Source organism: Chthoniobacter sp. (assembly GCF_040003245.1).
In the GTDB taxonomy this organism is placed as follows: Bacteria; Verrucomicrobiota; Verrucomicrobiia; order Chthoniobacterales; family Chthoniobacteraceae; genus Chthoniobacter.
The window spans coordinates 1-14659 of sequence record NZ_JBDUCX010000056.1; the positions used below are offsets into that span (position 1 = coordinate 1).

Below are 14659 nucleotides of genomic sequence, written 5' to 3' on the forward strand. Positions count from 1 at the left end.
TCCACGGCGCCGCCTTGTGGCGCGATACCATGCAGGTCGCCGGTCTCAGCCTGGACCGTGTCGCCGCCGCCTACGATGTGGCCTGCTCGACCGCGCTCCAGCAGGAAAAGGACTTCGTCGCGACGCTCCCCCGTCTCGCCGCGACCGTGCGGATCGAGCGGGGCAACATCGTCGTGCAGCCGATTTTCGCGGGGCTGCCGCCGGGCAGAATGGTGTGCTACACCGAAGATGAGGATCCGATTGCCCCGCAGGTCGCGGCCTTGCAGCCGCGCCCGAACGGCTCATTTTCCTGGCCCATCCAGCGCCACACGAAACCCGTCTTTCGCTACCTGCTCGGCTGGCGCACCCCCGGCACGCGTCTCCCGGTTTTCGAGCCGTGGGCGGAGACGGTGCCGAAATAGCGCGCTCGTCTCTGCCGTCAGGTCAGCGTGCTGTCGTCGCGTTTCTCCAGCCGCATCACCTGCTTTTTCACCACCTCCACATTCTTCGTCAGCTCGAAGAGCGCTTTCACGATCTCGGCCTTGGTCGGCTCATCGGCCAGCGCGGGGAGCAGCGGGTGAATACTGGTCACCCCGCTGGCGATTTGCTGGCAGGCGGCGCGGATTTGCGTGATGGCGGCGGAGCGATCCATGAAGGAAAAGGTTGCGGACAGGCGACCGCAGCGCAAGCCTAGGGCGACAGCCGATGAATTTAAGGAGAAGAATATGCGAGTAGTTGTTACGTGTGGGCCCAGTTACGAACCGATCGACGAGGTTCGCCGGATCACCAATTTTTCCACCGGGGAGCTGGGCATGCTGCTCGCGAACCACCTCGTGAAAGCGGGTTGCGAAGTGGTGTGCTATCGCGGCGTCGGCGCCACCTGCCAGGCGCGCGTGGTCGGCGCGCGGGTCGTGCCGTTTGCCACCAATCAACACCTGCAATCCGAGCTCGAGGAGCTGCCGCAACGCGAGACAATCGACGCGGTCTTTCACGCCGCGGCGCTCTGCGACTACCGGGTGAAGAGCGTGCACAACAGCACCGGCACGGAGGTCGCGGCGACGAAGTTTTCCAGCCGCGCCGGCGAGCTGACCCTGACGCTCGATCCCTACTCCAAGCTCATCCACGGCCTGCGCGATCTTTTTCCCCAGAGCCGGATCGTCGGCTGGAAATACGAACTCGTGGGCAGCCGCGCGGACGTGCTGGCCATGGCCATCCGGCAACTCGCGGAAAGCCGCACCGACGGCTGCGTGATGAATGGCGCGGCTTATGGCGGCGGCTTCGGTTTCCTCGAACCGCAAGCCAAACCGCAACACTTCGTCGACAAGCTCGCCCTTTGCCAGCACCTCGCTAAGTGGCTGAAGCTGAAGGACAAGAAGTAGGGCCGTCGACGGTCGGCGCTGTCCCTCCCCCAGCACCGTGGTAATTTAATGCGAAATAATTTCCGAGGGTAGTGCTTCACGCCCGCTCGGCCAAAAACTGCACCACCTGCTCCGCCAGCTTGCGCCCGATGCCCTCGGTGGCGGCGATCTGGTCAACCGTCGCCCGCCGCAAGCGCGTCACGCTGCCAAACTTTTGCAGGAGCAGTTGCTTGCGGTTCTGCGAGACGCCCGGGCACTCGTCGAGGATGCTCTCGGCGATGCGGCGCTTCATCAGAATCTGATGGTAGCCATTCGCAAAGCGGTGCGCCTCGTCGCGGATGCGCTGGAGCAGCCGGAGCGCGCCGCTCTCGTGCGGCAGGAGCAGCGGTTGCGGCCGGCCCGGCCGATAGATCTCCTCGAACTCTTTCGCCAGGCCGATGATCGGCACTTCGTGCAACCCGACCGCCTGCAACTCGCGGCACGCCGCGCTGAGCTGGCCCTTGCCGCCATCGACAATGATCAGGTCCGGCAGACGCGGCACGCCGGGCGTCTCCGGCTCGTCGCCCACACGGGCCACGGCATCGCGCAGCTTCTCCTGCGAAAACTCCGGCGCATAGTCGATGTGCGCCTCGCTCTCCGCCTGGGTCGCCGGCGCCCGCGACACGCCCACCGCCGCCTCGTGCAGCACCCGCGTATAGCGCCGCCGCACCACCTCCGCCATGCTGGCAAAGTCATCCTGCCCTTCCACCGTCTTGATGCGGAAGCGCCGGTAGAGATGGTTCGCCGGCCGGCCATCGAGGAAGCACACCATGCTGGCCACGATGTGCGTGGTGCTGATGTTGGAAATATCGAAGCACTCCATGCGGCGTGGCGGCGCGCCCAGGCCGAGCGCCTCCCCGAGCGCCGCGACATCGGCAATCGGATCGATGCTACTCGTGACACCCAGCCGATGCCGCTGATCACGCGTGTAGCGCGCCATCGGCTTCGTCGTCTTGCGCAGGTCGTCGAGCATGTTGCGCAGCTCCGCCGCACGCTCGAAATCCAGTGCCCCCGCCGCCTTCTTCATCTCATCCTCCAGCGCCTGGAGCAATTCCTTCGATTGCCCCGCCAGGAATTCGCACGCCCGATCCACGCGCTCCCGGTACTGCTCGACGGTGATGTCGGCGAGCTTCATCGGCACCTGGTAGGTCGACGATTTCAACTCGCGCTCGCTCGGGTTGCCCCGGCCAAAAGTCAGCACCCCGAACTTCTTCCGCATGAAAGCCAGCGTCTGCCGCAACGCCCCGGCATGGGCAAACGGCCCGAAATACTTCGCCGTCTCGTCGTTCTTCATCCGCGTCAGCCGGAACCGCGGCCATTCCTCCTTCAGATCCGCCTTCACCAGCAGGAACCGCTTGTCGTCGCGGAAGCTGATGTTGTAGCGGGGCCGGAATTCCTTGATCAGTCGACCCTCGAGCAGCAGCGCCTCCGGTTCACTGCCCGCGAGATGCCATTCGAAATCCCAGATCGCCTCGAGCAGCGCCCGGGTCTTCAGATCGGCCCGCATCGTCCGGCTGGGTGTGAAATACTGGCTCACCCGCTTGCGGAGGTTGCGCGCCTTGCCCACGTAGATCACCCGGTGGAAGCGATCGCGCATGATATACACGCCCGGCTTGTGCGGCACATCGTGCAGCTTGGCCTTGAAATCGGGCTTTTGGGGCGGAGGAGGCATCAAGGGAAACGTATCCTAAGTATACAAAGGTTGCTGCCGGAAGGTTGCATCCTTTTGACCACCCGCTAGAATGCGAAACTAATTTCATGAACTTCACTGCATTTTTCCTGGCCCTGATGTTCGGCGCGGCAACCCTTTTCGGCCAGGACGCCACCCCCCCTACTGGAGGAAATGACGTCCTTCTGGCCCAGGCGGCAGCCCCCGGCAAAGACACCGCCGTCACCGCGATCAACGATCGCGGAGCCAAGGAGAAGCCGGCCGCGCCCGCGACCGGGGGATCTTCGGGCGATACGACGACCATTCCCGCGCGTTCCGCCAGCAGCGGTTTCGGCGCGGCGCCCGCCACCGGCGGCGTCAATCCCATGACACTCTGGAGGCTCATTCAAGATGGCGGATGGGTGATGGTCGTGATCGGCTTTCTGTCCGTCGTCACCGTGATGCTCGTGCTCACCTACCTTTTTACCTTGCGGCGCGGCGCCATTCTCACGCCGCACTACATGAACACGGCCGATGTCCTCTTGAAAAAGCGCGACTACCTCGGTCTGCTCGCCATCTCCAGCCGGCATAGTGAAGCCGTCGCCCGCGTCGTCCAGCGCACCCTGGATTTCGCCACCAAGAATCCCACCGCCTCGTACGAAGTCGTCAAGGAAATTGCCGAGACCGAGGCCGCCAGCCAGGCCGCCTCGCTCCAGCACAGGACGGTGTATCTGGCCGATATCGGAATGCTCTCCCCCATGGTTGGGCTGCTCGGAACCGTGCTCGGCATCATCACTTCCTTTAACGACCTGGCGCACAAGGAAGCCACCCAATCCAGAGACATGCTGCTCGCGGGCGGCATCTCCCAGGCTTTGATCGCCACCGCCTCCGGTTTGATTCTCGGGATCACCTCGATGTTCTTCTACTCACTCTTCCGCAATCGCGTGCAGAGTCTCATCTCCGATCTCGAAATCGCCTCGGCGCACATTCTCGGCTTGATCGCGCTCAACTTTAACAAGAAGCGCGAACAATCCCGGGTCGCGGTGGACGAGGAATTCTAAAAAGCCCCCATGAAAATCCGCAGACGCGCCGAGCCCAATGTTCTCGGTTTTCAGATTGCGCCGATGGTCGACGTGCTCCTCGTCCTGCTCTGCTTTTTCATCGTCACCTGGAGCTTCGCCCGCAAGGAAAACGAACTCGATGTGAAAGTGCCCTCCGCGGAAAACGCCAAGGAGTCGATGCCGGTCGTCAATCAAACGGTGCTCAACGTGCGAGCGGATGGCACGGTCGTCTGGAACCGCAAGACCATGGCGCTGCCTGACCTGTCGGTGAAGCTCAAGGAACTCTCCCGCCTGTTCCCCGATTACGCCATCATCGTGCGCGGAGATGAGCGCGTGCCCTTCCGCTTCATCGCCGCGGTCCTCGATACCTGCCGCGAGGCGAACATCTGGAACGTCGCCTTCGCCACCTCGAAAGCGGAATGAAACGCCGTCCGCTCGGGGGTTTGATTTTGGTCGCGCTCGGCCTCGCGCCGCTGTCGCTCGTCGCCCAGCAGGATACGCCGGACGTGCGCAAGCCCTTCCGGCAGTCGGACGACAAGCCGATCCCGCGCGCCATCCCGGTGGAAAAGCCCATTCCCCGAGCCATCCCCGTGGAGAAGCCCGGCGCTTCTCCCGCTCCGAATACGGTCGCGCCGCCCAAGCCGATGGCGCCCCCCGAGCCTTCCGAGCCGGGCGATATCAAGATCGCCCCGCAAGAAAAGGGCACGCCCGACGTCTTGCAGCTCCAGGTCGCCGACACCTATTACGCGAAGAAGCAGTACGACATGGCCGCGCCCGAGTACGAGCGCTACCTCGGCCAGTACGCCAATGCCCCGGACCGCGCCACGGCCTACTTCCGCCTCGGCGAATGCTACCGCCATATCGGCAACAACAACTCTGCGAAGAATGCCTACGAAACGCTTCTCGGCCAGTACGGCACCGGTGATTTCGTCGGACCCGCCTCCTACCGCCTCGCCGATCTCTACTACCAGGAAAAGCAGTTTCGCGACGCTCTTACGCTCTATCGCAAGGCCTCCGTGCGGCTCAAGGAACCGGCGGTCGCCAATGCCGCGAAGTTTTTCACCGGCCGCTGCCTCGAGGCACTCGGGCAAAAGCTCGAGGCCCGCGTCGCCTACGAAGACCTCGTCTCTCAACCGAAGGACAACCCGTTCTACGACGCCAGCCGCCTTTCGCTGGCCCTGTTGCTCAAGGACAGCGCTCGCACTGCCGAGGCGATCAAGCAGATCCAGGCCCTCGCCAAGCAGACGGAAAATCCCGACCTGAAACTCGAGGCCACCGTGCGCGCCGGCCTCTGGTCGCTCGATCTCGATCCGCCGTTGACCGCCCAGGCCGACGCGGAATTCAAGGCGGCGCTGGCCCTGCCCGGCAAAGGCTACTGGAAGGAACTCGCGCAGCTCGGCCAGGTGCGCATCCTCTCGGACAGCGGCAAATTCCCCCAGGTGCTCGGCGCCTACGAAAAGATGGGCAAGGACGTCTCGGCCGAAGTGAAGCCCGAGCTGCTCCTGCTCGCCGCCAATGCCCTGCGGCAGACGAACAAGGTTCCCGACGCGCTCAACCTCTACGACCAGGTTACCAAGGAATTCCCCGGCTCCGTCTACGACAAGGAAGCGCAATACGAACGCCTGCGCACGATGTACGCCGCCAGCGACGAAGCGCTCATCGGCGAGATCGACAAATATCTCGCGGCCAATCCCGAGGCGCAGAAGCGCGACGAAGCCTTGCTCATGAAGGCCGAGGTCCTCTTCAAGAAGGAAGACTTCGAGAACGCGATGCCGATCTATTCCACGCTCGAGCTTTCCCGGCAGCTCACCGGCAATCGCAAGGCCGAGGCCCTCTTCCGCCTCGGCTGGTGCCAGCTCCAGACGAAGAACATCGAGCAGGCGATCAAGACGTTCACGTCCTTCATCAATGGCTACCCCACGCACAAGCTCCTGCCGTTTGCGCTGCTCCAGCGCGGCCTCGCCTATCAGTCGCTGAAAAATCTCACCGGCGCGCTCAAGGATTACGACACCATCATCAAGGGCTTCCCCAAGGCGCCGCAACGCGAGCTCGCCTTCCAGCAGCAGGCGCTCATCCAGGGCCAGCAGGGTAATAACTCCGGCATGGCCGCGAGCTTCCGGCAACTGGTGAAGGAATTCCCCGAGACCGCCGCCCGCGCCCAGGCCAATTACTGGATCGGCTGGGCGGCCTTCGAGGCCAAGAGTTACAAGGACGCCGTGGCGCCTCTCGAGGACGCGCGCCAGCTCGACAAGGAGCAGTTCGGCGAAAAATCCAGCATCCGCATCCTGCTCTCCGACTACTATCTCGAGGACAAGACCGCCACCGCGCGCGAAGTCGATCGCTACTCGAAGGAAGGCAAGACCAAGGTGCCGCCGGAGATCCTGCGCTGGCTCGGCAAGAGCTTCCACGACGGCGGCTCGCACGAGAGCGCGGAGAAATATCTCCTCCTGCTCACCCCGCGCGACGAAGCCATGCCGGAGGATTTTCTGCTCCTCGCCCAGAGCCAGCTCGCAATCCAAAAGTTCCAGCCGGCCGCCGACTCGCTCCAGGCTTATCTCAAGGCGACGAAACTGCCCGTGCCCCGTTGCAAAGGGCTGCTCCTCCTCGCCAAGGCGCAGATCGGCCTCGGCGCGCAGGATCTCGCCCAGAAAACCGTGGACGAAGCTCTCACGCTCCAACCCGAGGGCGAGTGGAGCGGCCGCGCCCGCATCGTCGCCGGCGACATCCAGATGTCGCGCAAAAATTTCGAGGAAGCCGCCAAGGTTTTCGAGAGCGTCGCCGTCATCCTCGACGATCCCGAGATCACGCCGGAAGCCCTGGAAAAGGCGGTCGCCGCCTGGCGCGCCGCGGGCAAGACGGCCGAAGCCGAGAAGACCCTCAACAAGCTCAAGAGCCGCTACCCCGAATACAAGACCGGCAAATTCGCCGGGCAGTAGGGGGAAGAAAAGCGTCAGGAGCCAGGTAACGGAGCCAGGTAGTCCCGCCGCGAAGGGAACGCCAACTGTGTTCAATCTATCAGCCCAGGGTTGTTGCGTCCTCGCGACTACCCTGGGTAATCAAAAAATAACGGCCCAACCCTGAAAGGGTTGAACTGCCACCCCACCTACTCCGCCCCGCCCAACGACTTTCGTAATTCAATCGCCACCGGCTCCTGCGGCGTAATCGCAAAGAGGGTCAGTAACAAATCCAGCATGGTCGGCGCATAAGCCTCGGCCTTCCGAAAATCCGCATACACCCGGGGATGTAGCAGTCGCGGAAACGCGGTCTCCTTCGTTCCCTCCAGCAGCACGGGAAGCACCGTCTCTTTCTTCGCTTCCGATCCGATCATCCGTTCGCCGATCAAGTCGCCTTCCGCGGCAAGGACAAAGCCCCGCATCGGTTCCTCGTTGTCGTACTTCGTGCGATACGAATGCGTGCCGACCACGATCACCCGGTCACACTCCCCGGCTCGCTCCACAAACCTCGGCACGTTTGCCCCGATACGCGCATTTTCCCAGCGATCCAGCACTACGCGGACCCCCGCCTTCAGCATGTCTGTCGCCAAGCGGCGCTCGACCCAGAGCTCGTGATCGGTGTTGCCCCACGCGTAGCTGATGAAGCATTCCGGGACGGCGAGCTTCCGCTCGGTCACATACGTCTTCAGGCGGAAGAGCACCTGCTCGAAACGGGAACGCTCATCCGCCGCGCGACGGTCTGCTTCCACCTCGGCGGCCTGCTGCTTGGTCAATTGGATCGGCTGGTCTGCCTTCGGCAGCGCGGTCTTTTCGCCGCACTCGCTGCAAAAGGCGAAATCCGCACCGACCATCGAGCGCTGACGGACGACGGCGCGATTGAGGGGATGCCCATTCTTGCACGCCACCGGTTCAAAGCGCCGCACTGTCAGGTTGCGGCGGGCGAGGAAATTTTCGAACAGGCTCTGGAAGAGCATCCGCACTGGCACCGGCGTGTCGGTGCCAAAGTAGAGCACGAATTCCAGCTCGCCCGCGCGCTCCGCTTCCAGGCGGAAGCCGCACACCTGTCCGCGGCCCACCTCGTAGCGGGCGTGGTTTCGCCACTGGTTGGTTCGGGTGAAAGTCTGCGTGTAACCCATCAGCACCACCAGCGAGGCATAGACATTTTCCACCGCACCGCTGGCGGTGTAGGCCACGCCGTCTTCCACCGGCGGGCCGTCCTCGTCGAGGGGCCGCTTGAGATTGATGAGCTCCGGGAAGACGAGATAGGTGGCGCCGAGTAGATCGGTCTCGCGAAAGCAGACGTTGTGCTCGAGGAACAGCACTGCCGCCGAATCGAGCAGGATCACCCGCTCGGCCTCGGTCACTCCTGCCAGCTCGGGAAAGGGGTATCCTCCGGCGAGCAGCTTCTGCTCCTTCAGCGAGCCGAGGCCCTTCTCTTCCCGCCGCGCTTCCAGCACGAAGGACGCGGCGAGGTTGTTGAGCAGCTCCGGCGCGAGCAGCAGGCGCGGCTCGCCCTGCGAAGTCTTCAGGCGCGTGACGTAACCGTGGTTCGCGAGATGGCCCACGGCAGTGAGCATCTCGGCGTCGGTGAACTCCCACGCACTATCCGTCGCTTGCAGCCGCTCGCGGAGCTCCTCCGGCGTCAGAATGAGCTTTTCGTGGTCCACCGCCTCCTTCAGCCCGAGCACGTAATCCTTGATGCGTTTAAAGGTTTCGGTGGTCACCGTGGCGGGCTTGGCGTCCCAAGGAATCAGGCCCTTCATCCGCTCCACGAGAGCGTCGATGCCCTCACCGCGCATGGCGCTGGTGGGCTGGTAGGCTGTGATCCCGCGCTGACGGCAAAAGGCATCCAGCTCCTCTTGCGTTAATCGGGGAGTGCCCCGGTCGCTGCGGGCCGCAATCAACACGGTCGGCGGCCCGCCACCCGCTGCGTGGCCCACCTTCAGTTGCTTCAGCCAGAACTCGACGCCCGCTAGCGGATCGTCGTTGCGCGTCGGATCGAAGAGCACCAGCGCCAGGTCCGCATCGTCGAGAAAGAGTGCGTGGATGAGCCGGTAGTCCGGCTGCCCAGCCAGATCCCAGAGCACCGCCTCGCACTCCGTTCTGTCCGCACGCTTCTTGCCGAGTTGCTCCAGCAGCCAAAACTGCTGGCCGTGCGTGGACGCATGTTCCTTGAACTCGCCATGCGCCAGCCGCCAGCCCAAGCCAGTCTTCCCCACTCCCGAGTCGCCCACCAGCACGACCTTTGCGCTGGTGTAAGAAACGGAGGGCTTGGCGGGCTGGCCGAGCAGAAAGTCGAAGTCCAGCTCGTATAGATGGATGACGTGATCCCGATCTTTGTCACCTTCGGGCGTGCCGGGGTCGGAGCCGACGGTAGCGAGAAGAGGCCGGTGGGGGTGAAACGCGAGACTAGGCGGCCAACATCCCGTAGCCCATCCGCGAATTGTAACGAGGTGACTACCAGCCTCGGCGGCCCATAGGCGAACTGAGCCGTCAGCTCTGCAACTGCGCGAAGCAATCAGCCGATCATCGCGTGAAAATGCAGCACATGTGACTTCATCCGTGTGGCCTTCCAAAGTTCGAACGAGATCACCTTTGTTATAATCCCAAACTTTTATAGTCCGATCAAAACTTCCACTGAGAACCAAAGCCCCAGCGTGGTCAAAGTCGACACTCTCTACGTTCCCTTTATGGCCTTCGAGTGTGCGCAGCAAGCGCCCGCTAGCCGCCTCCCAGAGCTTGATCGTACCATCCTCAATCCCACTGGCCACATGCCGCCCCGTCGAATCAAACGCAACGCTATGGACAATTTTAGAAGCATCGCCTTCGAGTGTGTGGAGCAACTGCCCGTTAACTACCTCCCACAGCTTGATCATCCCATCAGTGCTCCCGCTGGCAATACGCAGCCCCGCAGGGTCAAAAGCCACGGTGAAGACCGTCTTAGGATGGCCTTTGAAGGTGTGGAGCAACCGTCCGCTAGCTACCTGCCACAGCTTTGCAGTGCAATCCTTCGACCCGCTAATTAAGGTGTCATTCGTCGGATCAAAGGCGACGCTATAAACCGCATCCGCGTGCCCATTCAGCGTGCGCAGACACTCACCAGTCGCGGCATCCCACAGCCGAATCGTGTTGTCCTGCGACGGTGAAGCCAGCAGTCGGCCGTCCGGCGACCACGCAATGCGCCCGATAAAGCCCGTGTGTCCTCGCAGCGTCCGCACGAGCTTCACGCCCTGCGGCAGATTCTTCCGCACCTCGTCGTCTGCTTGCTTGTGAGCGCGCGATGATAGTCCGAGGTTCCACTTGGCCATGCTCGACATTCCGCAATACCAATTGGAAAAGTCAATCCCGCCCGCACCACACTGTGTGCCAAAGATAAAGTAAAGGAGGTCGGCGCACGGCGTGAGTTCCTCCCAGCCGTGAAGCCGCAAACTTGCGGGGTACGAGCTAACCTTGGGCTGGATGATGAAACGCCGTCGGCGTTTGTTCTCCCGCAAAACTCCAGCGCATGACACGCTCTGATATGAAGTTCTGGGCACCGCAACCGCGGCAACCGCTTGCCGGCCTCGCCGTCGCGGCGATGCTCGGCATCTTCGCTGCCGATCGCTGGGCGTTGCCATGGCCTTGGGCTTTCGGTGTGGCGACCCTCGGACTGTTCGCCATCCTCTGGCGGCCGGGCACGCTGACCTGCTGGCTGTTTTGTGCCACGATCTTTTTCGAATTGCACACGCTGCAGCAGCAGGGCAGCGATGCCCGCTGGTTCGCCGATGTTCTGGCCCACGAACCGCGCGTCGTCGAGGCCACCGGCATCGTCTGGAGCGAACCGGAGAAGCCCGCCACCTGGTCGGGCAACGTCACCGCGCGTTTCGTCGTGAAGCTGGAATCCATCCGTCTGGGCGGTGAATCGTTTCGTTTCCAATCCTTCGCCAACGTGAGCTGGCTTGGCGACGCGCCGGTCTATGGCGACCGAATCACGTTTGTCGGCGGCGCTTCAAATCTCGCGCCCCGGCGCAATCCGGGCGAGTTCGATTCCACCAGCTACCAGCAGCGCCTCGGTGTGTATTCCGAGATTCGCCCGCGCTTCCCGATCGATTGTCATATCGATTCGCACGGTCACGGCAATCCGCTCCAGGCCTTCGGACTGAAATCCCGGCACTGGGTGCAAAAGCGTCTGGAGATCGACCTCGCGGATTCACCAGAAGTCATGGCCGTAATCGATGGCGTCGTCCTCGGTTTGCGCGGTGAAAGTCCGGAAGACTTGAAGACGCTTCTCCAGCGGACCGGCACGATTCATCTCTTCGTCGTCAGCGGGCTCAATATCGCCATGCTCGCCACGATCGTCTTCTTCGCGCTCAAGCCGTTCGGACTGCCGCGCAGTTTTACGATCGTCGTCGTCATCCTCGTGCTCGCGACCTACACGCTCATGACGGGCCTGCGCACGAGCAGCGTGCGCTCGACGATCATGGCCACGCTGGTCCTCACCGCGGCGCTCGTCGATCGGCGCGCCATCTCCGTCAACAGCCTCGGCGCCGCCGCGCTGCTCCTCCTCGCGTACGATACCAACGAACTCTTCGCCCCCGGGTTCCAGTTTTCGTTCACCCTCGTCTTCATCATCATCGTCTGCGCCGCGCGCATCCAGCGCTGGCTCGAGGCGCTCGCCGAGCCCGATCCTTTTCTCCCGCGCGTCCTGTGGAGCTGGCCGGTGAAATGCGGCACCTGGTGCTGGCACTGCGTGTGCGTCGCCATGGGCGTCGTCCTCGCTTCCTGGCTTGGCTCGCTTGTCTTCACCGTCGGCTATTTCCATTTGTTCTCACCGGGTTCATTGGTGGCGAATTTTTGCGCCGTGCCGGTGGCCTTCGTCGTGCTCGCGCTCGGCCTCGGTTCCGTCCTGAGCGCGTCGATCTCGCTCCACGCCACCGTCCTTTTCAACAACGCCAATTGGTTTGCCGCCAAATTGATGCTGTTCGTCTTGCACGCCTCTGCCGATCTGCCCAGCGGTTACCTCTACGTCGAGACGCCCCGCCTGCAGGCCGCGCCGCCGTGCGAGCTGAACGTCCTCGATCTCGGCGATGGTGGCGCCGCGCACCTCCGCGCGGGTGGCTTTGATTGGCTGCTCGATTGCGGTGACGAAGCGCACTACAATCACACCATCCTGCCGTATCTGCGCAGCCGCGGCGTCAATCGTCTCGACGGCCTCCTCCTCACGCACGGCAACGTCAAACACATCGGCGCTGCCACGACGTCGATCAACGATTTCCGACCGTACCTGCTCGCCGACTCCACGCTGCGCGACCGCTCCTCCACCCGCCGCAACCTGCACACCTGGCTCGCCCAGCGCCAGCTCGGCAAGGGGCTCTACATACGCGACGATGCCATCCATCTCGGCAACACCACGCTGCGTGTGCTCTATCCACCCGCGGGTCTCAAGCGCACCACCGCCGGCGACATGGCGCTCGTCCTGCGGCTCGAGGCCGGCGGCACGCGGGCCCTGCTCATGTCCGCCTCCGGATTCATCACCGAACAATGGCTGCTCGAAAACGAACCCGACCTGCGCAGCGACATCCTCATCAAGGGCCAGCACACCAAAGACCTCTCCGGCACACCCGATTTCCTCGCCCGTGTCGCGCCGAAAGTCGTCATCTGCAGCGCCCTCGGCTACGGCGAACCCATCGCCAAGCTCGACGCCTGGGAAGCCGCCACCGCCGCCCAAGGCATCACCGTCTTCCGCCAGGACAAAACCGGCGCCGTCCACATCGACATTCGCGACCAGGCCTACGAAGTCCGCGGCTTCGTCAACGGTCAGACCTACCGCAACAGTGCCCGATAAAACAGCACCCGAATAGCGAGCAAGCTCGCGGATTGCAGGCCCGGAGGGCCGACCCGAGATTAGCCGGTGGCGTCAGCCACCGGTCCATGCCCCAACCGCGTTCGCCCCGGAGGGGCGGTAGAATTCCGCTGCCCCTCCGGGGCAAATCTTCGTGGTAAATCGTTTCCGGTGGCTCACGCCACCGGCTAATTTCCGGAACGCCTCCGGCGCTCTCTCACTGCGAAACCCTCACACCTTCCGCAACAACGCCCGATAAATCGGCAACCCTTGCGCCAAAAACCGCCGCTCGAAATTCGTCTGCGGATATTCCGGATCTTCCGGCCAGTCGAGCCGCTCGTAGCCCTTGGCGCGCGCCAGCACCTTTTCCATCCACTGGAAATAGGGTTCGTCGTCCGTCTTGATCCGCAACTCCCCGCCCGGCACCAGGATCCCGTGCAGCGCTTCCATGAAACCGTCCTGGATCAAGCGCCGGGGCTGATGATGCCGTTTCGGCCACGGATCGGGAAAGAGCACATGGGCCACGCTCACCGTCTCGGGCGGCAGCACATAGCGCAGCGCATAAGCCGTCTCGATGCGCAGCAGCCGCACATTCGCGAGCTGATGATGCACCGCCATGCGGCACACCTTCCGCACCCGCCCGAGCAACCGTTCGATGCCCAGAAAATTCCGATCCGGATACTTGGTCGCCATCGCCACCAGAAACGCGCCTTCGCCGCAGCCGAGATCGACCTCCAACGGTGCCGACCGCGGGAACATGTCGCTCATATTCGCGCGCGCGAAATAATCCGACGGCACAAATTCGATCAGTTCCGCCGGATCGGGGGCGTTGTCACTATTGGCACGAAAAGCGGCTCTCATTGGGACGCTGCCGATACGCGCGCCCACCCTTTCTCGCAAGCGCATTTGCAAGGAGGCCCCTGTCCACTCCACTTCGCCGGGGATCAAAAAAAGTGCAAACCGATGTCCAAAACGGCCCTGGCCATTCGTCATGAGGATGAAACTGCAACTATCCACCTCAAACCAAAACAACCCATCATGAACACCCGAATCCTCTCCTACTGCGCAACCCTCCTGCTGGCCACGACCGCGTGGCTCCACGCCGGCGAAGCGAATCCCTTTGGCCAGCCGAAGCCCGGCTCGGCGGACCTCGAACGCATGAAAACACTGGTCGGCACTTGGACCGGCAAGGTCGACATGGGCCAAGGGCCGATCGACATGAACGTCGAATACCGCCTCGTCGCGGGCGGCAGCGTCCTCGAGGAGCGCAGCGCGCCCGGCACGCCCATGGAAATGGTGACCATGTTTTACGACAAGGGCGGCAAACTGACCGCCACCCACTATTGCATCCTCGGCAACCGCCCGGAAATGGCGCTCAAAGCGTCGGATGCGAATTCGATCACCCTCGACTTCGACTCCTGCTGCGCGATCGACCCGAAAAAGGAGTCGCACATGCACGGGATGACCCTGCGCTTCGACGACGCGAACACCATCACCACGAGCTGCAAGGCGATCATCAACGGCCAGGAAGCGCCCGAGCACAGCTCGACCTTCAAGCGGGTGACCACCGCTGCGAAGTAAGCACCGCCAAGAAGATCCCACGCTAAACTCACAGGGCAGCCGTTCCGATGACCATCGGACAACGGCTGCCCTGTTTCGCGTCGGCTCCATTGGCTCCATTGGTTCTGTTGGCCCCGTGGGCTCCATGGGCTCTGTTGCGAAAAACAGCGTATTCCCCCCCAAAAAATCGTCATTTCCGCCCCTCCCATTCCGCTTTCATTCGTTGAACATTCCGTTCA

At 62.9% G+C, this 14659-nt stretch carries 11 protein-coding genes; 7 read left to right on the forward strand and 4 right to left on the reverse strand.

What is annotated here, in order from left to right:
• A partial coding sequence (locus ABJF10_RS09855; protein WP_348544388.1) for a hypothetical protein occupies positions 1–401 on the forward strand: 401 nt, incomplete at its 5' end.
• A gap of 17 nt (positions 402–418) precedes the next feature.
• Here the strand turns inward: ABJF10_RS09855 and ABJF10_RS09860 are convergent.
• A complete protein-coding gene (locus ABJF10_RS09860) occupies positions 419–631 on the reverse strand; it encodes a hypothetical protein (RefSeq protein ID WP_348544389.1) in 213 nt (70 codons plus the stop codon).
• A 73-nt stretch (positions 632–704) separates the two neighbouring features.
• Between ABJF10_RS09860 and ABJF10_RS09865 the strand changes: the two genes are divergently transcribed.
• The gene (locus ABJF10_RS09865; protein WP_348544390.1) at positions 705–1358 is read left to right on the forward strand and encodes a phosphopantothenoylcysteine decarboxylase; all 654 of its coding nucleotides are present in this window, start codon (positions 705–707) and stop codon (positions 1356–1358) included.
• Between the two features lie 76 nt (positions 1359–1434).
• Here the strand turns inward: ABJF10_RS09865 and ABJF10_RS09870 are convergent, their stop codons facing one another.
• Positions 1435–3048 carry an excinuclease ABC subunit UvrC gene (locus tag ABJF10_RS09870; RefSeq protein ID WP_348544391.1) on the reverse strand — a complete coding sequence of 538 codons (1614 nt, stop codon included), beginning with the start codon at positions 3046–3048 and terminating at the stop codon, positions 1435–1437.
• Positions 3049–3134: 86 nt separating this feature from the next.
• Here ABJF10_RS09870 and ABJF10_RS09875 point away from each other — a divergent pair, with 86 nt between their 5' ends.
• Genes ABJF10_RS09875 through ABJF10_RS09885 form a run of 3 tightly spaced genes read left to right on the forward strand, consistent with a single transcriptional unit; the run spans position 3135 to position 7021 of the window.
• Positions 3135–4085 (forward strand): MotA/TolQ/ExbB proton channel family protein, encoded by a 951-nt coding sequence (locus tag ABJF10_RS09875; protein WP_348544392.1) that lies wholly within the window; start codon positions 3135–3137, stop codon positions 4083–4085.
• A gap of 9 nt (positions 4086–4094) precedes the next feature.
• Positions 4095–4508: a biopolymer transporter ExbD gene (locus tag ABJF10_RS09880; RefSeq protein WP_348544393.1), complete on the forward strand. Its 414-nt coding sequence runs from the start codon at positions 4095–4097 to the stop codon at positions 4506–4508.
• Positions 4505–7021, forward strand: a complete 2517-nt coding sequence (locus tag ABJF10_RS09885; RefSeq protein ID WP_348544394.1) for a tetratricopeptide repeat protein — start codon at positions 4505–4507, stop codon at positions 7019–7021. The genes ABJF10_RS09880 and ABJF10_RS09885 overlap by 4 nt, the downstream gene beginning before the upstream one ends.
• A 167-nt stretch (positions 7022–7188) precedes the next feature.
• On the opposite strand, the gene ABJF10_RS09890 is transcribed toward ABJF10_RS09885, so the two are convergent.
• Positions 7189–10347, reverse strand: coding sequence for a TIR domain-containing protein (locus ABJF10_RS09890; protein WP_348544395.1), 3159 nt, complete (start codon positions 10345–10347; stop codon positions 7189–7191).
• A 197-nt stretch (positions 10348–10544) separates the two neighbouring features.
• Here ABJF10_RS09890 and ABJF10_RS09895 point away from each other — a divergent pair, with 197 nt between their 5' ends.
• The gene (locus tag ABJF10_RS09895; protein WP_348544396.1) at positions 10545–12863 is read left to right on the forward strand and encodes a ComEC/Rec2 family competence protein; all 2319 of its coding nucleotides are present in this window, start codon (positions 10545–10547) and stop codon (positions 12861–12863) included.
• Between the two features lie 228 nt (positions 12864–13091).
• Here ABJF10_RS09895 and trmB read toward each other — a convergent pair whose 3' ends face one another.
• Positions 13092–13721 (reverse strand): tRNA (guanosine(46)-N7)-methyltransferase TrmB, encoded by a 630-nt coding sequence (gene trmB, locus ABJF10_RS09900; RefSeq protein WP_348544397.1) that lies wholly within the window; start codon positions 13719–13721, stop codon positions 13092–13094.
• A gap of 177 nt (positions 13722–13898) precedes the next feature.
• On the opposite strand from trmB, the gene ABJF10_RS09905 reads away from it, so the two are divergent.
• Complete coding sequence (locus ABJF10_RS09905; protein WP_348544398.1) at positions 13899–14441, forward strand: hypothetical protein; 543 nt, start codon at positions 13899–13901, stop codon at positions 14439–14441.
• The last annotated feature ends 218 nt before the right edge of the window (positions 14442–14659 follow it).